The sequence below is a fragment of the Neobacillus sp. BP17 genome (genome assembly GCF_059579525.1).
This window is the reverse complement of the sequence record NZ_CM184198.1, coordinates 1217718-1238619: the sequence shown is the minus strand read 5'-3', so window position 1 is coordinate 1238619 and position 20902 is coordinate 1217718. Positions and strand designations below refer to the sequence as shown.

The 20902-nt window shown below is 39.3% G+C and carries 18 protein-coding genes and 1 riboswitch; all 18 genes read right to left on the bottom strand.

The genetic code is table 11. The annotated features are described in order from the left end of the window. Window positions 1–51: 51 nt before the first annotated feature. Window positions 52–160, bottom strand: a riboswitch (SAM riboswitch). Between the two features lie 92 nt (window positions 161–252). After that, window positions 253–924 (bottom strand): GNAT family N-acetyltransferase, encoded by a 672-nt coding sequence (locus AC4QJR_RS05840; RefSeq protein WP_496525617.1) that lies wholly within the window; start codon window positions 922–924, stop codon window positions 253–255. A 15-nt stretch (window positions 925–939) separates the two neighbouring features. Continuing rightward, window positions 940–1602, bottom strand: a complete 663-nt coding sequence (locus AC4QJR_RS05835; RefSeq protein WP_496525616.1) for a GNAT family N-acetyltransferase — start codon at window positions 1600–1602, stop codon at window positions 940–942. Window positions 1603–1622: 20 nt separating this feature from the next. Beyond that, window positions 1623–2483 carry a carbon-nitrogen hydrolase family protein gene (locus tag AC4QJR_RS05830; RefSeq protein WP_496525615.1) on the bottom strand — a complete coding sequence of 287 codons (861 nt, stop codon included), beginning with the start codon at window positions 2481–2483 and terminating at the stop codon, window positions 1623–1625. A 119-nt stretch (window positions 2484–2602) separates the two neighbouring features. Beyond that, complete coding sequence (gene argH, locus AC4QJR_RS05825; RefSeq protein ID WP_496525614.1) at window positions 2603–3979, bottom strand: argininosuccinate lyase; 1377 nt, start codon at window positions 3977–3979, stop codon at window positions 2603–2605. A gap of 60 nt (window positions 3980–4039) precedes the next feature. Next, the gene (locus tag AC4QJR_RS05820; protein ID WP_098576249.1) at window positions 4040–5251 is read right to left on the bottom strand and encodes an argininosuccinate synthase; all 1212 of its coding nucleotides are present in this window, start codon (window positions 5249–5251) and stop codon (window positions 4040–4042) included. A gap of 84 nt (window positions 5252–5335) precedes the next feature. Further along, the gene (gene argF / locus AC4QJR_RS05815; protein WP_496525613.1) at window positions 5336–6313 is read right to left on the bottom strand and encodes an ornithine carbamoyltransferase; all 978 of its coding nucleotides are present in this window, start codon (window positions 6311–6313) and stop codon (window positions 5336–5338) included. After that, the gene (gene carB / locus AC4QJR_RS05810) at window positions 6306–9533 is read right to left on the bottom strand and encodes a carbamoyl-phosphate synthase (glutamine-hydrolyzing) large subunit (RefSeq protein WP_496525612.1); all 3228 of its coding nucleotides are present in this window, start codon (window positions 9531–9533) and stop codon (window positions 6306–6308) included. Before carB ends, argF begins: the two co-directional genes overlap by 8 nt. Continuing rightward, window positions 9520–10596, bottom strand: coding sequence for a carbamoyl phosphate synthase small subunit (locus AC4QJR_RS05805; protein WP_496526626.1), 1077 nt, complete (start codon window positions 10594–10596; stop codon window positions 9520–9522). The genes carB and AC4QJR_RS05805 overlap by 14 nt, the downstream gene beginning before the upstream one ends. A gap of 5 nt (window positions 10597–10601) precedes the next feature. Continuing rightward, a complete protein-coding gene (gene argD, locus AC4QJR_RS05800) occupies window positions 10602–11801 on the bottom strand; it encodes an acetylornithine transaminase (RefSeq protein WP_496525611.1) in 1200 nt (399 codons plus the stop codon). Continuing rightward, window positions 11801–12598, bottom strand: coding sequence for an acetylglutamate kinase (gene argB / locus AC4QJR_RS05795; protein WP_496525610.1), 798 nt, complete (start codon window positions 12596–12598; stop codon window positions 11801–11803). The genes argD and argB overlap by 1 nt, the downstream gene beginning before the upstream one ends. Window positions 12599–12613: 15 nt before the next feature. Further along, the gene (gene argJ, locus AC4QJR_RS05790; protein ID WP_496525609.1) at window positions 12614–13843 is read right to left on the bottom strand and encodes a bifunctional ornithine acetyltransferase/N-acetylglutamate synthase; all 1230 of its coding nucleotides are present in this window, start codon (window positions 13841–13843) and stop codon (window positions 12614–12616) included. 56 nt (window positions 13844–13899) lie between these two features. After that, window positions 13900–14937, bottom strand: coding sequence for an N-acetyl-gamma-glutamyl-phosphate reductase (gene argC / locus AC4QJR_RS05785; protein ID WP_496525608.1), 1038 nt, complete (start codon window positions 14935–14937; stop codon window positions 13900–13902). Window positions 14938–15179: 242 nt separating this feature from the next. Then, on the bottom strand, window positions 15180–15608 hold the full coding sequence (locus AC4QJR_RS05780; RefSeq protein WP_496525607.1) for a DUF4395 domain-containing protein: 429 nt from the start codon (window positions 15606–15608) through the stop codon (window positions 15180–15182). A 130-nt stretch (window positions 15609–15738) separates the two neighbouring features. Continuing rightward, window positions 15739–16503 (bottom strand): type I 3-dehydroquinate dehydratase, encoded by a 765-nt coding sequence (gene aroD / locus AC4QJR_RS05775; protein ID WP_496525606.1) that lies wholly within the window; start codon window positions 16501–16503, stop codon window positions 15739–15741. Window positions 16504–16543: 40 nt separating this feature from the next. Continuing rightward, entirely contained in the window at window positions 16544–17062 is a 519-nt protein-coding gene (locus AC4QJR_RS05770) for a shikimate kinase (RefSeq protein ID WP_496525605.1), read from the bottom strand. 146 nt (window positions 17063–17208) lie between these two features. Further along, a complete protein-coding gene (gene nikC / locus AC4QJR_RS05765; RefSeq protein ID WP_098576259.1) occupies window positions 17209–18108 on the bottom strand; it encodes a nickel transporter permease in 900 nt (299 codons plus the stop codon). Between the two features lie 16 nt (window positions 18109–18124). Then, window positions 18125–19132 (bottom strand): ABC transporter permease, encoded by a 1008-nt coding sequence (locus AC4QJR_RS05760; RefSeq protein ID WP_098576260.1) that lies wholly within the window; start codon window positions 19130–19132, stop codon window positions 18125–18127. Between the two features lie 128 nt (window positions 19133–19260). Then, a complete protein-coding gene (locus AC4QJR_RS05755) occupies window positions 19261–20877 on the bottom strand; it encodes an ABC transporter substrate-binding protein (protein ID WP_496525604.1) in 1617 nt (538 codons plus the stop codon). Between the last annotated feature and the right edge of the window lie 25 nt (window positions 20878–20902).

The window sequence follows — 20902 nt, the reverse complement described above, 5'->3', positions numbered from 1 at the left end:
ACATGGCTAAATAGAAAAAACCCTCTTCATAAGAAGAGGGTTAGTTTCCTCCTCTTATCTGTCAGGTAAATAACCTGCAGGAATTAGCACCTTTTCAAGATTTACCTTGATGGTTGCCGGGCTTCATCGGGCCTAGTCCCTCCGCCGCTCTGGATAAGAGTTTTATGTAATTGTTTGATTAAATTTCCAAGTTATAAAGAGAATTCTAGTTGAATCCATTGCTGTTGTCAATATTATTTGAAATTTCTTTTTTTACAAAGGTAACAGGGTTACTTCTCCCTTGTCTCCTAGACGGTCTATCATTTCTAACCATTCCTTCGGTTTGTTTGAAAGTATGGAGTAATAGATTGTTAGGAAATCCTTTACAAGATTAGTTGGGAGAGATTTAAGCTCATCGTCTAATGGCATGAAACATAAATCTAGCCCAGTTACGGCTTCCCCATTATTTTCCCAGGATGGATGAACATATGAGAAATCTAACCGCTTGTAACCCAAATGGGAAAGCACTTCACGTCGCACATAAGGGTCCATAACCTTTACGCCGCCAAATTCGTGATGTTCAACTCTGTAAGGATCGTATATTTCTGCAAACATTCCGTAAAGCTCTTTTCCATTTTCATTTGCTAATTGTTGTAAATCCTTTAACCGGTTCTGAGCTAAAAATCGACCAAGGCTTAGGCCAGGTTTACCTATAATCGTAAAATCTGTCATGGCAATATTCCAATCAGGATAATAACGGTATTCAGTTGCACCTAAGACTTTATCGCCATCGACTGCCACGAATACTCGAATACTCGGATCTTCTAATGGCTCTTTCCATAGCTCATATGCCAGGACTTCTTCTGGCGGGAAAATTTCTCCCATTAAGTTATGCAGTTTTCTAAAATTCGGATCATCTATACTTGTGATTCTAATATAATCCATAAATATACCCCCCATTTATTTAAAAGGATTTTTCCATTCCATTAATACAGCATTGTTACAGGATTCCTCATCCTCTAGATAGTTTTCAATAATTCCTACCGGGACACGGCCGCAGCGCAGCAAAAATGTAATGACAGGATCCTTTAAATCTCCCGTTATGATTGATGCTAAATATTGCTCCGGTGTCATGTTATCAGCTACTCTATAATAACCTGGCATTCTACCCCCGCCTAGTAAGCGCTCTAAACCTCTCTCAATAACAACATGGTACATAGCATGCATCATCAATTTTCCTAGCCCTAGTTTACGGTACCTGGGTCGGACACTGATATCAACAATGTACAAGGTATTCGCACTTGGATTATGGTTTCGGATGTATCCATGGTCAGTGATTTCTTCCCACGTATGGTTTTTATCGCTGGGATCAAAATCGATAATTAAGGCGGTTAACGAACCGGCTAATTCACCATCAACCTCAATACATAATGCACCTTCTGGAAACAGGTCCACATGATTGGTTAGTTGCTCTTTATTCCACCATAATTCTGATGGAAAAGGAGGTGGGAAGCACTCGGATTGAATCTTGATAAGATCGGCAAAATCCTGTTTGGTATAATTGCGAATGATAACCGGAACAGGCCGCTCTTGGTCAAAAACGTAAAATTCACTTCGATACATACTAAACCCACCCCTTCTGTTTACTTTTCCCAGTCTGTGTATAAATCAGTTCTGCGATCACGCCAGGTTGTAACCGATCCTCGTTCTCTTACTTCATATAACAAATTTAAATCCAGATCACCCGTTACAATCATTTCATTATTAATTTCACCTTCAACCAATATGCCCTTAGGAGGAAATGGAATATCATTTGGAGTAATAATGACCGCTTGACCAAAATTAGCACGCATAAAGTCAACCGTCGGCAGTGAACCCACTGTTCCTGTTAAAACCACATATACTTGATTCTCAATTGCCCGTGCATGGCTGGTATAGCGAACACGATGAAACCCATGACGATCATCTGTACAGGATGGACAGAAAATGACATCAGCACCCTTAGCCTTTGCCATCCGCACGATCTCTGGGAATTCAATATCATAACAAGTAAGCAGGGCGATTTTCCCTTTTTCTGTTTCAAAAATCTGAAAGGAATCCCCTGGTGCCATATTCCATTCATTGACTTCGGTCGGTGTAATATGAAGTTTGGCCTGCTCGCCAATCCTGCCATCTGGATAAAATAAATGAGCGGTATTATACAGCTTGCCATCCTTTTCAATCACATGCGTTCCCGCAATAATATGCATGTTTGTATTTTTTGCAAAATTAGAAAATAGTTCTCTATATTGTTCAGTAAATCTCGGGAGATCGTTGATGCTTAGACTTTGCCCTTGTCCATTCCCAATCGATAATAGCTGGGTAGTAAAGAACTCTGGAAAAAGGACAAACTCTGCCCCAAATTCTTCTGCAGTTTTTATGTAGTGTTCACATTGTGACGCAAACTCTTCAAAGGATTGAATCGTATGTAACTGGTATTGCACGACAGATACACGAATTTTCATTATTTTCCTCCACTCAATTGTAAAAATTTCTCATAAGGAGATTATCTAATATTTTCGTTATTATTACAATTTATTCAAACTAAAAGCCTGCCAAATGGCAGGCTTCTAGAATTTCATCTTTATCGCTGCAGTTTTCCCTCTGCAAGCTTGATTTGTTTCTCGACTTGCTCTGGTGATGTTCCACCAAAGCTATTTCTTACACTAACCACATGCTCTGGAGCCAATACCACATAAATATCTTCCTCAAATAAAGAACTGAAGCCTTGATATTCTTCAAAGCTCAAATCGAGCAAAAATTTATTATTCTGAATCGCATATAAAACGATTTTTCCAATTACTTCATGAGCATCACGGAAAGGCAGACCTTTTCTTACCAAATAATCAGCAATATCTGTAGCATTAGAAAAATCATTGTTGATCGCCTTCCGCATGATATCTTTATTAACGGTCATGGTTTCAATCATCGGTGCTAATAACATTAATGAACCTTCCAGCGTTTCAACGGTATCAAACATACCTTCCTTATCCTCTTGTAAATCCTTGTTATAAGCTAGAGGTAAGCCTTTAAGAACGGTCAGCAAGCCAATTAAATTGCCATAGGTACGGCCTGTTTTACCGCGGAGAAGCTCTGGTACATCTGGATTTTTCTTTTGCGGCATAATACTTGATCCTGTGCAGAACGAATCGTCCAGTTCAACAAACTGAAACTCCTGACTTGACCAAATGACAAGTTCTTCTGATAATCTGGAAATATGAGTCATGATAATCGAACCGATGGATAAAAATTCAAGAATAAAATCACGATCACTAACAGCATCCATACTGTTTGGATAAACCGTTTCAAACCCCAATAACTCAGCGACACGTTCACGGTTTATCGGAAAGGTTGTTCCTGCCAATGCCCCTGAACCAAGCGGGAGCCAATTGATGCGCTTCAAACTATCAATCAATCGCTCTTTATCACGTTCAAACATCCAAAAATACGCCATTAAATGATGAGCGAAGGAGACAGGCTGGGCTCTCTGCAGGTGTGTATATCCAGGTATTAAGGTTTGGACATTCTCTTTCGCTTGCTTAATTAATGCCTGTTGAACATCTTCAACTAACTTAATAAGTTCCGTCGTTTTTGTTCTTAAGTACAGATGCATGTCAGTAGCCACCTGATCATTACGGCTGCGCCCTGTATGAAGCTTCCCACCGACCGGACCAATTTTTTCAATTAATAGTTTTTCAATATTCATATGGATATCTTCGTCTTTTACTAAAAACTCAACCTCATGATTATCTACCAGGTTTTTTATAGAGAGAAGACCATCCTTAATTTTCTCGGCATCCTCTACGGGAATGATACCGCACTCTCCCAGCATTTGCACATGAGCGAGACTTCCTGCGATATCCTCCTTAGCTAGCTTTTGATCAAAAGATATTGAGGCTGTAAATTCCTCTACTAGCTTATTGGTTTCTTTTGTAAAACGACCGCCCCATAACTTCGACATGTAATGTTCCTCCCTACCCTAATAACAGAGCCCTCGAAAAGGACTCGAGGGCAATCCGAATTATTTTAAAATAGATTCCTTTTTATTCACTTCTGAATAGACTTTCGTCGGTAAGCCCCAAATCTTAATGAATCCTACGGCTGCATTATGATCAAACGCATCGCCTTTAGAATATGTTGCAAGTTCCTCATTGTATAAGCTGAATGGAGACTTTCTGCCAACAACTGTATGATTTCCTTTATGAAGCTTGACGCGAATGGTACCTGTCACTGTCTTTTGCGTTTCATTAATAAATGCATCAAGGGCTGGCTTAATAGGAGAATACCAAAGTCCTTCATAAATGATTTTAGCCATTTGCTGTTCCACTTGGGCCTTAAATTGAGATACCTCACGAGTTAATGTTAAAAACTCTAATTCTTTATGAGCATTGATTAAAATGAGTGCAGCAGGGTTTTCATAGACTTCACGAGATTTGATCCCTACTAATCTATTTTCAATATGGTCGATACGGCCAACACCATGTTTGCCGCCAAGCGCATTTAGCGTTTCAATTAATTGTACAAGCGGAAGTTTTTCACCGTTAAGAGCAACCGGTACCCCCTGTTCAAATTCGATTTCAACATATTCTGCTGTATCAGGAGTTAATTCAACTGGATTCGTCCAATCGAAGGCTGCTTCTGGTGCCTCAGCCCATGGATCTTCCAACACGCCTGCCTCACATGCACGGCCCCAAATATTGGCATCAATTGAGAATGGATTATCTAAATCAACGGGAATTGGAATACCGTTTTCCTCTGCATATTTGATTTCTTCGTCACGAGTCATTCCCCATTCACGAACTGGTGCAACGACCTTTAGGCTTGGGTTTAAAGCTTGAATAGAAACTTCAAAACGAACCTGGTCATTTCCTTTCCCTGTGCAGCCATGGGCTACAGCAGTTGCTCCCTCTTTTTCTGCTATCTCCACTAATAATTTAGAGATTAATGGACGAGAAAGAGCAGATGATAATGGATACTTTCCTTCATATAAGCAATTAGCTTTTAAGGCTGGTAAAATATATTCCTTCGCTAATAATTCTTTCGCATCGATCATATAGGCTTTTACTGCACCAACATTTAGTGCTTTATTTTTAATTGCTTCTAGGTCTTTACCTTCGCCAACATCCAGACCCAATGCAATCACATCGTAACCATATTTTTCTTGAATCCATTTTACTGATACGGATGTATCTAAACCGCCTGAATAGGCTAGAACGATTTTTTCTTTTGTCATTTTATAATTCTCCTCTTACTAAGTCTGTATTTTTATCCAACTGATAGAATTATTATACAACAAGTTTCATAGAAAAAGAAACTATTATTCTAGTAAAAGTTTTAAAATTGCTTTTTGAGCATGCAGGCGGTTCTCTGCTTCATCAAAAACAACTGAATGTGGACCGTCAATAACCTCTGCGGTTACTTCTTCACCACGGTGTGCTGGCAAACAATGTAAAAAGATAAAATCATCTTTTGCAAACTTGCACAGTTCATTATTTACTTGGAAGCCTTGGAATGCCTTCAATCTCTTTTCTGTTTCTTCTTCCTGACCCATGCTGGTCCACACATCTGTGACTACCACATCTGCGCCTTTAATCGCTTCTTGGGGATCATTTGTAATGATCAGTGAACATCCAGTTTGTTTTCCCACTTTAATGGCGTCCTCGGTTATTTTACCATTAGGCAAATAGCCTGGTGGACTAGCAATGCTAATATCCATGCCGACTTTCATGGCACCCTCCATTAACGAGTGGGCCATATTGTTATTACCGTCCCCGATATAACATAGCTTTAAGCCAGCTAATTTCCCTTTATGTTCTAGTATTGTTAATAGATCTGCCAACACTTGAGTTGGGTGTTGAAGATCGGTTAAGCCATTTATAACCGGTACTGTTGCATGTTCAGCTAATTCCTCTACTGAATCATGTGAAAATGTTCGAATCATTAATCCATCCACATAACGGGATAACACTTTAGCCGTATCTGATATGCTTTCTCCTCTTCCTAATTGGATATCCTTTGAACTAAGGAATATCGCATGTCCTCCGAGCTGTAACATTCCTACTTCAAATGATACTCTTGTACGGGTTGAGGATTTTTCAAAAATCATTCCTAAAACCTTACCGGCTAAATACGGATGTGGTTTGCCTTGTTTTTGGAGTTTCTTCATCTCTACTGCTTCATTTAATAGATAAAGGATTTGATCTGTACTGAAATCAGAAAGCTGTAGGAAGTCTTTTCCTTTCAGCTTCTGAATAGTTTTTTTACTTGTTTCAAATAAATTAATCGCCTCACCCATGAATAGCACCTCTCTCTTCTAACTTGTAATATTCATTCACAGATCGTACCCCAAAATCGGATCGTGGACCTTTTTCAAGATCGATAATCGCCTCAATTGTATCTAAGTGTGTAAATACAGGTACCTTGTAGCGAACAGCATGCTCGCGAATCTGGAATCCAAATTTAATTTTATTTCGACCTTGATTCGGTATATTAATAACAGCCTTCATGGACTGGTTTCGGAAAAGATCGAGGACCTCATCATCGCCCTTAATTACTTTTTCAACAGGAATTCCATTGTCTTGAAAATAGGCAGCTGTTCCTTCTGTTGCAGCAATCTTGTATTGTTTTTTTACAAGTTGTTGCATGATTGGAAGTGACGCTTGCTTATCCCGATCGGCAATAGAACAAAAAAGATAATTTTCCTCAGATTGACCACCTAGGGATGGAATAGATTTTTCAAGAGCCTCTTGATAGGTAACTCCCATACCAAGTGCTTCACCTGTAGACTTCATCTCAGGTCCGAGCACATGGTCGACACCTTTAAGTTTACTAGATGAAAACACCGGTGATTTAACCGAAAAATAATCTGGTTCATCCATTAGTCCTTTTGTTGAACATAAATCGCTGAGGGTTTCTCCTAATTGAACACGCGTCGCCCATTCGATCATCGGTATTCCTGTCACCTTGCTCATAATTGGGACCGTTCTGGATGAACGAGGATTGACTTCAAGTACATACACCTGTTCTTGATAGATGACAAATTGAATGTTCATTATTCCAATTACCGGTGCTGAGTTAGCTATTTTCCCAGCGTAATCAATTAATGTTTCTTTCACTTTTTCTGAAAGTGACACTGGCGGGAACACTGAGATACTGTCGCCTGAATGAACACCAGCTTTTTCTATATGTTCAAAAATCCCTGGTACGACGATATTTTTCCCATCACAGATGGCATCGATCTCGCATTCTAGTCCAGGTATATATTTATCTACTAATAAAGGCCACATGGAGGCTTGCGAATTTTTCTCAAGCTGCGCTATATATTGGTTCAATTCCGCTTCTGAAAATATCGTAAACATCGATTGGCCGCCTATGACATAGGACGGTCTTACTAAAACTGGATATCCTAACGCAGCCGCTGCTTTTTTCAGTTCTTCGGGGTGTGTTACGGTCTGCCCTTCAATATGTGGAATATTTAAATCCTCCAACAGCTGATAGAATTCTTTCCTATCTTCTAAACGATCGACATTTTCCACGGTCGTGCCTAAGATATTTACTCCCTCTTCTTTTAATGCATGGGCTATGTTAATTGCTGTTTGCCCGCCAAACTGGATCAATACACCATCGACCTTTTCTTTATCGATGACATGAAGCACATCCTCAGCGGCGAGTGGTTCAAAATATAGGCGGTCCGCAACAGAATAATCGGTACTAACTGTCTCAGGGTTATTATTAATAACCACTGCCTCGTATCCTTTTTTCTTAATTGCTTTTGCTGCATGTACCGAGCAGTAATCAAATTCAATTCCTTGCCCGATTCGAATCGGACCTGAACCAATAACAAGAATCTTTTTCTTGCTTGTTACCTCAACCTCGTCAAATCCATGCCAGGTAGAATAATAGTAAGGAGTGACGGCATCAAATTCTGCTGAACAAGTATCAACCATCTTATAGCCTGGTTTCCAGTTCAGTTCTTTCCATTTGCTTCTTACTTGTTTCTCTGGAATGGCATATATTTGAGATATTAGCTTATCGGCGATATTATTTCGTTTTGCCTGTTTAAGCAAGGAAACAGGCACATCACTCCAGTTATAGGACGCCAATTCCGCTTCTAACGTAACGATTGAGCTAATTTTGTGTAAAAACCATGAATCAATCTCGGTGATTTGTTGAACTTTTTCAAAAGAAATTCCTCTTCTAAAGGATTCTGCAATGATGAAAAGTCTCTGGTCATTTGCTTGTTCAAGAAGTCCAATTAAGTTCTTTTCATCCATTGTTTTATTTCCCTCAAGACAAAGCCCATAAACATTCATTTCCATCGAGCGAATTGCCTTGTTTAAGGCTCCTTCGAAGGTCCGATCAATCGCCATTACTTCCCCAGTCGCCTTCATTTGCGTTCCTAAAGTTCGATCTGCTTCAGGAAATTTGTCAAAAGGGAAGCGAGGTAGTTTCACCACAATATAATCAATCGCTGGCTCAAATGAGGCAAACGTATTACCTGTTATTGGGTTCACAATCTCATCCAAATGATACCCAATCGCACATTTCGCTGCCATCCGGGCAATTGGATAACCAGTTGCTTTAGATGCAAGTGCTGATGAACGGCTCACCCGTGGATTTACTTCGATAATGTAATACTGATTCGATGCTGGATGCAGTGCAAACTGGATGTTACAGCCGCCGATAATCTTTAATTCTTTAATTACTTTTATTGAAGAATCACGAAGCATTTGATACTGGACATCTGTTAATGTTTGCGATGGAGCGACGACAATCGAGTCACCTGTATGAACGCCAACTGGGTCCATATTTTCCATATTGCAAACAATGATGCACGTATCATTGGCATCTCTCATGACCTCATATTCAACTTCTTTCCAGCCTTTAATACTTCTTTCTACTAATACTTGATGAATAGGACTAGCTGCTAAGCCTTTTTTTAGAACAGTTTCAAATTCTTCTTCATTGTAAGCAAAGCCGCCGCCATCTCCTCCAAGTGTATATGCGGGACGAATAATGACTGGATATCCAATTTCTTTAACGAAAGATACCCCTTCCTCGAAGCTGTGAATAATAGCTGATTCAGGAATGGGCTCTCCAATTTCAAGCATCAAACTACGGAATTTCTCTCTATCCTCGCCATTTTTGATGGACTCGACAGATGTTCCTAATAATTCCACATTGTATTTACTTAAAATGTTTTGTTCGTAAAGTTCAACGGTTAGATTCAAGCCAGTCTGGCCGCCTAAGGTGCCAATAATTCCGTCTGGTTTTTCTTTCTTGATGATTTTTTCAATGGTCTCCACATTAAGCGGTTCAATATATACCTTATCGGCAACTGCTTCATCCGTCATGATGGTTGCCGGGTTATTATTAATTAAAACAACTTCTATTCCTTCTTCTTTCAAGGCAATACATGCTTGTGTGCCTGCATAATCAAATTCTGCGGCCTGCCCAATGACAATGGGGCCTGATCCAATCACTAATACTTTTTTTAAGGATTTATTTAATGGCATATACTGTCTCTCCCATTGATGCTATCTGACTTACGAAATCTTTTAAGATATACTCTGTATCACTTGGCCCCGGATGGGCTTCTGGGTGAAATTGTACAGTTTGAATTGGAAAATTCTTATGCTTCAAACCTTCAATCGAACGATCATTAACGTTTCTGTAGCTGATATCAAATACTTTGCTGTCAATACTTTCATCAACTACAACATATCCATGGTTTTGAGCAGTGATTTTCACTTTTCCAGTCATTAATTCCTTTACTGGATGATTGCCGCCGCGATGTCCATAGGCTAATTTAGTTGTTTTAGCCCCATATGCAAGGGCTATTAATTGATGCCCTAGACAAATTCCTAGTGTAGGATAATTTTGGCTTACCTTTTTTATTTCCGGAAACCACTTTTTCAATTCCATCGGGTCCCCAGGGCCGTTACTCAATAGGACACCATCTGGATTTAAAGCTTGGATTTTTTCATAAGGTGTATTGTATGGAACAATGGTAACTGCACAGTTCTCATCCAGCAGGGCGTTAAGAATTGACTTTTTGTATCCAAAATCCATTAGCACCACATGCGGACCGCTGTTTTTGAAATATTGAATTTTTTTGGTTGATACCTTCTCAACCCAAAATGAGTTAGTATCTGATTCTAAATTTTCATTATTCTTTGTTTTGCTTAAATACCCTTTAACCGTCCCGCGGCTGCGAATGGTTTTTACTAAAAGTCGAGTATCAACTCCCGCAATCCCGGGAACTCCTGCTTCTTTAAGATTTTCAGAAAATTTATTGATGGATTGATAATGGCTTGGTGTTTCACATAAATCACCAATGATAACCCCAGACAATGCTGGTGTGACACTTTCATTGTCCATTGCATTTATTCCATAATTTCCGATGATCGGATAACAGAATGTAATGATTTGTCCAGCGTATGATGGATCGGTGATAATCTCTTGATACCCAGTCATGCTAGTATTAAAAACCACTTCTCCGAGAGAGTCTTTTTCGGCACCAATTAATATTCCTTCAAAGACTTCGCCCGTTTCCAAAGTAAGGTATCCATTCTGCAAATTACTCACACGCCTTTCTCAATACTTTGGAAAGTTTTTTCCAATGCTTTAATAAATTCATTTATTTCTTCCGATGTAACAGTTAACGGTGGTAAAATCCTTACCACATTTGGACCGGCTGTAAGAATCAGAAGGTTGTTTTCGAGTGCTTTTTGAACAATTTCTAGAGCATTCGATTCAACAACAATTCCTTTTAACAGACCAAGTCCGCGGATGTCTTTTATCAATGAATACTGTTCCTTCAAGACATGCAGTTGTTTATCTAAGTATGTTGCCATTTCGTTTGCTTGATTTAATAGGTTCGTGTCATTTATATGTGTAACCGTTGCGACTCCAGCAGCTGTGGCTAATGGGTTCCCTCCGAAAGTACTGCCATGACTGCCTGGGTCGAAACCTTTGGCTGCTTCCTCATTAGCGATAATCGCTCCAATCGGAAAACCTGAGCCAAGCCCTTTGGCAATACTAATGATGTCGGGTTCAATTCCGTATTGTTCATAAGCAAAGAGGGTACCAGTTCTGCCAATCCCTGTTTGAATTTCGTCAACCATTAGGAGTATTTCTCTTTCCTTACAAATCTTCGCTAATTTTTTGACCCATTCTTGGTTTGCCGGGATGACTCCACCTTCACCTTGAACAAGTTCTAGGAGAACAGCTGCAGGCTCAATCGTATAGAGCAGCTCCAACGCTTCTTCATCATTAAATGGCAGATAACTAAACCCTGATACTAATGGAAAAAATCCCTGCTGAATTTTTTCTTGTCCTGTAGCCGATAAGGTTGCTAACGTTCTTCCATGAAAGGATTGCTGAAAGGTGACAATTTCAGGTGCTTCTTTTCCCTTCACTTTGTGGGCATATCTTCTAGCTAATTTAATCGCTGCCTCATTAGCTTCGGCTCCACTATTACAAAAGAAAACTTGGTCACCGCAGCTTTTACCCGTAAGAAGCGCTGCCAGCTTCTCCTGATTTGGAATATTATAGAGGTTTGAACAATGCCACAAGTTTTGCAATTGCTCCTCAAGTGCAGCTTTTACAACATCTGGGACATGCCCTAGGTTACAGGTTGCTATACCGGAAGTGAAATCTAGATATTGTGCTCCCTGTTCATCCCATACATAGCTCCCTTTCCCTTTAACTAGAGTGACAGGGAAGCGGCTGTATGTTGCCATCACTGGCGAGGTCAGGGAGGTGGAATTATTGATAGACATTACGCGATCCCCTCTTCTAAGACAATTTTTGTGCCGGTCATTTTACCGTTCGTATAATCTATTAAGCTGCTTTTTTCAGATCCATTGATAATACTAACTTCAGGAATTTTGTGGACAAGGCCATCAATGGCGGCTTTTACTTTAGGTATCATTCCACCATAAATGGTCTTATTATCGATCAGTTCCTCGATGGTTGCCTTTGAAACTTTATCAAGTTTTGTCTTGGCACCATTTTTTTCAACCAAGATTCCAGGTATATCACTAATGAAGCAAAGATTTGCACCCAATGCTTTGGCAATCGCTGAAGCAGCAATATCGCCATTAATGTTATATCGCTGCCCGCCAGCATCGATGCCGACCGGTGAAATGACTGGAACATTACCTTGGGCAATGATTCCTTCGATTACTTTATGGTTGACACCAATTACTTCACCAACGAATCCTAATGTATCTGCATTTTCAGTTGGTTCAGCTTGTAATAGTGAACCATCTACACCACTAATGCCAATCGCCTTGCCCCCAACTTCGATAAGGTTTCGGACAACTTGTTTGTTGACAGAGCCGCTCAATACCATTTCAACAATATCTAATACTTCGTGATTGGTTACTCTTAGACCATTCACAAAAGTGGTGTCAACGTTTAGATTTTTTAATAATGATGTAATTAGTGGACCCCCGCCATGGACGATGATGGGCGTCCATTCGCCTCCTTTATGAAGTGCGACAATATCTTCATAAAAGGACCTTGGGAGATTATCTAACACACTTCCGCCGCACTTAATGACTATATATTTCATTCTTTCGTCCCCCTCTTATGTGCGGTAGGATGCGTTGATCTTCACATAATCATAAGTTAAGTCGCATCCATAAGCTGTAGCGCTATATTCACCTTGGTTTAATTCAACACTCAATTTAACAATTTCGGATTCTAAGTATTCTTTTACTTCTTCTTCAACAAAGTGGCTTGGCAAACCATTTTCAAATACTGTGAAAGGTCCAATCGCCACTTTTACCGTGTTAGGTTCAACCGCTACACCACTGTAGCCAATAGCAGTAACTATTCTCCCCCAGTTTGGATCTGTTCCATAAATAGCAGTTTTAACAAGGTTTGAGGATATAATTGCTTTGCCGACTGCACTTGCTGCGTTTTGACTGTATGCGCCATTCACTTGAACTTCTACTAGTTTTGTAGCACCTTCACCATCTCTTGCAATTTTTTTAGCAAGTGACTCACAAACAATTTTTAATCCTTGTTTGAAAATTTGCCATTCTGGGTGATCTTTTGTTAGTTGAGAATTCTCAGCTAATCCATTCGCCATAACGAGGACCATGTCATTTGTACTCGTATCACCATCAACGGTAATCATATTGAATGTTTGATTCGTTACATCTCGAAGTGCTGCAAGCAGATCTTCTTGCGCAATGTTTGCATCTGTTGTAACAAATCCAAGCATGGTGGCCATGTTTGGATGGATCATTCCAGAACCTTTAGATGCTCCCCCAATGGAAACAGTTTTTCCATCAATTTTAAATTGAACTCCTATATGTTTGACACATGTGTCTGTTGTTAAGATCGCATTTTTAAAGTTATTTTCATCTTGATTCTCTGGATTTAAGAGTTGTTTTATACCTGTTAACACTTTATCCATCGGTAACAGTTCTCCGATAACACCAGTTGAAGTAACAGCTACGAGATGGTCTTGTAATCCCAACTCGTTTGCAAAACTTTTTTGCATCGCGAATGCATCCATTAATCCTTGTTCCCCTGTACATGCATTGGCATTTCCAGAGTTCACGATAATGGCTTGAACCTTGTTTTCCTTCGCGATACTTTCTTGGGTGACTAATAATGGAGCGGCTTGAAAGATGTTGGTTGTATATACTCCTGCAGCCGTAGCAGGAACCTCTGAAACGATATATCCTAAATCTAGTCGTTTTCTTTTAATTCCACAGTGCATTCCGCCCGCTTTGTATCCCTTTGGTAAGGTTACACTACCTTCTTCTATAACAACGATTTCGTTTGTAGATGTTGCTTGTGTCAATTTAATTTCCCCCTTCAAATTCCCTTCGTTCCCCAATTTAACAAGGTAGTATTTTCTTATGGATACATCGGAATGTCAGTGAGCCCCGTTCGCTCATCCCAGCCGTTCATCAAATTCACATTCTGGATGGCCTGCCCGGCGGCCCCTTTAACCAAATTATCGATAACTGATATGATTGTAAGTCGATTCGTTCTTTCGTCAACATGAAGACCAATATCGCAATAATTTGAACCGGATACTTCTTTTGTCGAAGGAATATTCCCTTCAGGCCGCACTCTTATAAAATGAGACTCTTGATAAAAATGTTTATATAAATCTATAACTTTTTTCGTTGAAATTTTTTCTTTAAGATTCACATACATCGTGCACATAATTCCCCTGGTCATTGGTACAAGATGTGTAGTGAATGAAATCGTTAGTTGATTTCCACTTTCATCTGAAAGTACTTGCTCTATTTCAGGAATATGTTGATGTGCACCTAGTTTATACGCTTTTAAGTTTTCATTGATTTCGGAGTAATGAGCTGTTAAAGAAAGTCCTCTTCCTGCTCCGGATACTCCCGATTTTGCATCAACGATGATCGATTTTTCATCTATTAGATTTGTTTGTAATGCTGGTATAAGGCCTAGAGTTGTGGCAGTTGGATAACAGCCAGGATTAGCTATTAAGTTAGCAGTCTTTATTTTTTCTGCATAAATTTCACTTAATCCGTAGGTTGCTTGTTGCAAATATTTATCCTCTGCTGGTGAATGCTTATACCATGATTCATATATATCACCCGACCTGAGCCGGAAATCTCCAGATAAATCAATACATTTAATTCCAGTCTCTAAGAGCTGTGGGACATACCTGCTACTGACTCCCGAAGGTGTAGCCAAAAATACAATTTCGTTCTTTTCAGACAATCTATCAACATCAAATTTTTCAAGTGGTTGATCAGTAACTTCAGATAGGTGAGGATAAATTTCACTAAAGCTAGACCCTGATTGTGAGTTGGAAACAATTGAACCAATCTCCAAAAAAGGATGTTTATTGATTAACCTCACTAATTCAATTGCTCCATAACCAGTACCACCAATAATTGCAGCCTTCAATTTATCCAACTCCTAAGTTGCTTTTATAATGAATTATTATACATATTTACATATAAATATTCAATGAAAAAATAGCTTAATTTTCTGTTTTAATTGAAAATTACCCTCTTTATTTTTGTAAACGCTTTCATTAATAGGAGTAAAATTATACATTTTTTATGCATTCTTATGTATATTAAAAAGACAGTGAACGGTTAAGTTCACTGTACTACTAAAACTGCATTAAAAATTAGCATTTATTTTTATTGAGACATTTTCCGTCGATGTTTATATTGGTTCCATTGGAAGTGGATGAAACATCCAACACAAAAACCTAAAATGGCTACAAACGCCGCGACAGTAACAAGAATAGTGAACACGTAACCTAGGGCAGTCCAACCAAGTAAGAAACTGATAAAGCCTATTCCAAGGCACGATACGGCCAACTTCTGATTAAATTGCTGCTGCTCCCAATCTTCTGGGATATAGGACTTCGAGTCTTTTCTTAAGAATAATTTAGCAACATACATTACCGGATTAAATCCAACTAGCAATCCAAGTAAACCCGAAATTAATGGTATCAATAATAACCACTTACTACCTGACAACCAAGTTAACACAACACTTATGACAATAACCCACTGGTTTGTTCTTACAAGTGGACGAGGTATGGAACGAGTATTTTCTGTCATGACCTTTCAATCCCCACTTTTCCTATTGGCTTTATATACTTAGAGTCATACTAACCTGAATGAATTCGATTGTAAAGTAATTTTTCCTCTCAGAACCTAAAAAAAACACTCAACTGAGTGTTTTTAAGATTTATAGGCTTTCATGCAGAAGATTTAATACGCTTCTTAATTCCTTAACTCCCACTTGTCCAGGGGCAGATGCTTTTTTCGCTGCTCCAAAAGTTAGAGCTGACCCAAATACTTCTCCGGCCAATCGACTAATGACTCCCTTACCTGCCATAGACATCGTTATAAACGGACGATTCGCATATTGCTCCTTCATTGTATTGGTTGCATCTAGGAGGGTGAGCACATCAGCTGTACAATTGGGCATCACAGCAATTTTCGGTAAATCACCACCTAATTCTTGCGCTTTTCTTAACCGAGTGATAATTTCTTCTTTTGATGGCGTTTTATGAAAATCGTGGTTTGAAATAATCACCAGGACATTTTCGGCATGAGCCATACCAATTAAGTCTTTTACTGCCTTTTCATCATTGAATAATTCAACATCTATGATATCAACCAGGCCAGTTTTTACAATAATCTTGTTTAATTCAAAGTAGAAAGAAGTCGAAATTTCCTTATTGCCGCCTTCCTTATGACTTCGAAAAGTAAAGAGGAGTGGTGTATTAGGAAGGATTGCGCGAATATCAATCAGTGCCTCTTTCACTTTCTCGGTATCTTCTACATACTCAAAAAAGTCGACACGCCACTCGACTAGATCTAAGTCGATATCTTTAAGTAAATTTGCTTCTTCCTTTAATTGTGCAGCGGTCTCTGCCACTATGGGCACACAGATTTTTGGGATTCCTTCCCCAATTGTAAGGTCTCTTACAGTAACAGTTTTAGGCATTTTCTCCGCTCCTTATTGATCTTTTGAAACTTCTAATAGTTTAGTCCACATAAGAAATTAATTCATTTACAATTAAGTCCGCAATTTCTTCCGAAGTTTTGTAATTGGTGGAAATCCTTAAATGATGGTTCTTGTAAATATCTTGTCTTTTATAATAAAGCTCTTCCATTTCTTTTATTGACTTTCCTTGTAAAACAGGGCGGCTGTCAATGATCAACTCAATTCTATCTTTCCAGGCTTCCAATGATAGTTCGAGAAAAATCACAATACAAGATGCTAAGCAAGTTTCTCTTATCTCTGTTTGGAGGAAGGACCCTCCACCAACAGAAATAACTTTTTGCTTTTGTTCCGCTAGACTCACAATTAAGCTTTTTTCTCTATCTCTAAATTCAGTCTCACCAAATTCAGTAAAAATCTGGGACACCGGCATGTTATACTCTTTTTCAATTCGTTCATCAATATCAATAAATTCACGATTGAGTTTTGTAGCAACCTTCTTGCCAATCGTAGTTTTCCCAACACCCATAAACCCAATAAACACAATACTCTTGTCACTCATCTCCAAATTACTCCAGACCTCCCGTTGCTTAAAACAAATTATTAAGCATAATTATAATGCTATTTTGAGATTTTAGACAATTTTTTAGGATTAATTTATCGGTGCCTGACACCAAAAGAAAGAGACCCGCACAGGGGTCTCTATATCTATTGTTTCATTTTCGGGTCTAGGATATCCCTTAGTCCATCACCCATTAGGTTAAAGCCAAGGACTGTCAGCATAATGGCTACCCCTGGGAAGAATAATGTCCAAGGTGCCTGCGTGATATAGTTTTTGGAATCAGCAAGCATTTTTCCCCATTCAGGTGTCGGAGCCTGTGCCCCCATTCCAAGGAAACCAAGAGCTGCTGCCTCTATAATAGCGGTGGCAATCGCCAAAGTAGCTTGGACGATTACTGGTGATATACTATTTGGTAAAATATGACGAAGTAGAATTCGTGTATCCTTCATTCCTACTGCACGGGCCGCCATAATATATTCTTCCTGTTTAACACTTAATACTTTAGAGCGAACGAGTCGTCCAAAGTTTGGGATATTAATAACCGCTATTGCGATCAGTGCATTTTGTAAGGATGGTCCCAAAATTGAAACAACCGCAATCGCCAAAAGAATACTTGGAAAGGCTAACATAATATCAAAAATGCGGGAGATAATTGCATCTACCCAGCGGCCGTAGTAACCAGCAACAATTCCAAGGAATGTCCCTGCCACAACAGACCCTAAGACGGAGAAAAAGCCCACCCACAAAGATATCCTAGCGCCATAAACAATCCGAGAAAAAATATCACGTCCAAAGTCGTCGGTCCCAAACCAGTGATCACTAGAAGGAGGGAGCATTCGATCAGTTAAGACTTGAGCTTTATAGCTATATGGAGCAATAATCGGGGCAATTATTGCAATAATGATAAAAAAGACAACAATCCCTAAACCAGCTAATGCCAGCCGGTTTTTATAAAATGAGATCCATGCTTCCTTCCAGGGAGGTGTCAGCTTTTCTTCAACAATTACCGTCGTTATATTTGCCGGTTTTTTTGCAAGTTCCGCCACTTTTCATTCCCCTCCTCTATTTCGTATATTTAATTCGTGGGTCAACAAATACATACAATAAATCCACGATTAAATTAATAAGAACAAAAATTGCCGCAATAATTAATATCCCTGACTGAATAACTGGATAATCACGGTAGCCGATTGCATCATATAGATATCTTCCAATTCCTGGCCAACCAAAGATAGTTTCCGTTAGAATTGCTCCTCCAAGTAAAAGGCCCGTTTGCAGCCCAATAATCGTAAGAACAGGGATGACAGCATTTTTTAAGGAATGCTTATATACGACCCAAAACATGCTCAGTCCTTTTGCTCTCGCTGTACGGACATAATCCGACTTCATCACCTCAAGCATGGTCGCCCGTGTCATTCTAGCAATAATCGCCATTGGAATGGTGGCAAGTGCAATGCTTGGCAAGACCAAATGCTTTAGGACCGTGATAAATTGATCGGTTCTTCCTTGTATTAAAGTATCTATTAAATAGAAATTAGTAATCGCTGAAACAGGGTCTCTTACATTCTCTCTTCCCGTCGTTGGCAGCCATCCTAATTCAATGGAAAATACCCATTGTTCCATTAAACCAAGCCAAAAAATCGGCAGTGACACTCCTATCAGTGCAAGCACCATCGCAACATAATCAAACCATGATTTTGAGAACCAGGCACTGACGATCCCTGCATTGACCCCAACAACGATGGCAATCAACATAGCTACAACAGTTAGCTCTGCTGTTGCTGCTAAGTAAGGCCATATTTCTTCGTTGATTGGCCCCCTTGTCCGTAGTGACTCACCTAAATCCCCATGAAGAAGGGCATTAATATAATCTACGTATTGTATGTACCAAGGCCTGTCTAGCCCTAATTCCTTCGTTAACGTGGCAATTGATTCTGCCGTTGCTCTTTGACCAAGAATTACCTGAGCGGGATTTCCTGGAATAGCATGGATAATAGCAAATACAACAAGCGTCATCCCTATTAATACAGGTATTAATGAAAACACCCGGCGAACTGTATATGTTAACAATTTATTTCACCTCACTGTATAGCATAAGCGCCTGGCTAGACGCTGCCACTCAACCTTTTTCTTCATTAATTATGAATATGCATAGCTAACAAAAGGGGAGGCTAAAATTCCTCCCCTTTCAGCCATGATTATTTAAATTCAACTTTAGTTAATGCTTCAGATCCAGTTGGGTGTGGTAAGTAATTGGCCACATCTTTCCCTGCTGCTAACAGCGGTGTAGAGTGAACAAGTGGTACCCATGGAGCATCATCATGGATAATCACTTGTGCTTCTTCGTAAAGTGCATTACGCTTTGCTTGATCTATTTCTGTTTGTGCTTTAATTAAGACTTCATGTAACTTGTCATTGCTGTATTGGGAATAGTTGTTACTTCCAATACTATCTTTATCAAGCAATGTGTATAAGAAGTTATCAGGGTCTCCATTATCACCTGTCCAGCCGAGCATGAACATATCAAATTCACCTTTTGCTGCTTTATCTAGGTAAGTAGCCCAGTCCACAGATTGGATTTTGGCTTTGACGTTGATTTTGCTAAGGCTCTCTTGAATAACTTCGGCTACTTTTTGTGCTTCTGGCATATAAGGACGAGCAACAGGCATTGCCCATAAGTCGATTTCAAATCCTTTTTCGTATCCAGCTTCTTTCAACAATGCTTTAGCTTTCTCTAGATCATATGGATATGGTTCAACTGATTTATTGTAGCCTTCGATGGAAGGAGGCATTGGATTGACAGCCTCTAGAGCCTTCCCGCCATAAAAAGCATCAATAATTGATTTTTTATCGACAGCATAGTTAATCGCTTGACGAACCAATTTGTTATCAAATGGTTTACGAGTAGTTGTTAAACCGATATAACCAACGTTCATAGAAGGACGTTCAATTACTTGGAGATTGGCATTTCCTTTAACCGTAGCTTCATCTGAATTATTTAGTCCATCCATTACGTCAATCTCACCATTGGCAAGAGCGTTCAGACGTGCAGTATTTTCAGGAATCACACGGAAAATAACTTTGTTTAACTTAGGCAGGCCTTTTTGCCAATAGTCATGGTTCTTTTCAAGTGTAATAGTATCGTTTTCTTTCCACTCAACAAATTTAAATGGACCCGTACCAACTGGATTTTGTCTAAACTTGTCACCGTATTTTTCAACAGCTGCAGGGCTTGCAATTCCAAACGGAGACATTGCTAGATTCTTTAAGAATGGAGCCTGTGGACGTTTTAGTACAAATTGAACCGTATTGGCATCTAGGGCTTTTACTTCTTTAATTACATGGCCCTCATCCTTTTTATAACCACCAAACATAGTGTAATAAGGATATTTATCGGCATCTCCATTCATCCAGCGATCAAAGTTAAAAACAACCGCATCTGCATTAAAATCAGTACCATCATGGAACTTAACGCCTTGACGAAGCTTGAAGGTGTAAGTTAAGCCATCAGGTGTCACTTCCCACGATTCAGCAAGACCTGGATTAATTGTGGTATCTTGATCACCATATTGGATTAATGTTTCAAAAATGTTTTCTGTTACTTTAAATGCTTCGCCTTCAGTTGTTGTAATTGGATCTAGTGATGTAGAATCTCCACCACGGCCATATACTAGAGTATCCTTTTTCGCTCCGCCACTTGTGGCAGGATCTTTCTTGCCGCCTGCTTCTTCATTCGTTTTGCTGCTGCAGCCAACTAAAAACATACTGATGGCTAGTAGAGAAATCAATAGCAGTTTAAAAGATTTCTTCTTCATAAGCTTTTTTAACCCCCTATATTTT

Coding starts and splice junctions, on each gene's coding strand:
- AC4QJR_RS05840 (WP_496525617.1), bottom strand. CDS start 924: ATGGATTATATTAGAATCACAAGTATAGATGATCCGAATTTTAGAAAA.
- argB (WP_496525610.1), bottom strand. CDS start 12,598: ATGAAATATATAGTCATTAAGTGCGGCGGAAGTGTGTTAGATAATCTC.
- AC4QJR_RS05755 (WP_496525604.1), bottom strand. CDS start 20,877: ATGAAGAAGAAATCTTTTAAACTGCTATTGATTTCTCTACTAGCCATC.
- AC4QJR_RS05770 (WP_496525605.1), bottom strand. CDS start 17,062: ATGAGTGACAAGAGTATTGTGTTTATTGGGTTTATGGGTGTTGGGAAA.
- AC4QJR_RS05780 (WP_496525607.1), bottom strand. CDS start 15,608: ATGACAGAAAATACTCGTTCCATACCTCGTCCACTTGTAAGAACAAAC.
- AC4QJR_RS05835 (WP_496525616.1), bottom strand. CDS start 1,602: ATGTATCGAAGTGAATTTTACGTTTTTGACCAAGAGCGGCCTGTTCCG.
- argH (WP_496525614.1), bottom strand. CDS start 3,979: ATGTCGAAGTTATGGGGCGGTCGTTTTACAAAAGAAACCAATAAGCTA.
- argD (WP_496525611.1), bottom strand. CDS start 11,801: ATGTCTATCAATAATTCCACCTCCCTGACCTCGCCAGTGATGGCAACA.
- argF (WP_496525613.1), bottom strand. CDS start 6,313: ATGGGTGAGGCGATTAATTTATTTGAAACAAGTAAAAAAACTATTCAG.
- carB (WP_496525612.1), bottom strand. CDS start 9,533: ATGCCATTAAATAAATCCTTAAAAAAAGTATTAGTGATTGGATCAGGC.
- AC4QJR_RS05830 (WP_496525615.1), bottom strand. CDS start 2,483: ATGAAAATTCGTGTATCTGTCGTGCAATACCAGTTACATACGATTCAA.
- AC4QJR_RS05820 (WP_098576249.1), bottom strand. CDS start 5,251: ATGACAAAAGAAAAAATCGTTCTAGCCTATTCAGGCGGTTTAGATACA.
- aroD (WP_496525606.1), bottom strand. CDS start 16,503: ATGCCTAAAACTGTTACTGTAAGAGACCTTACAATTGGGGAAGGAATC.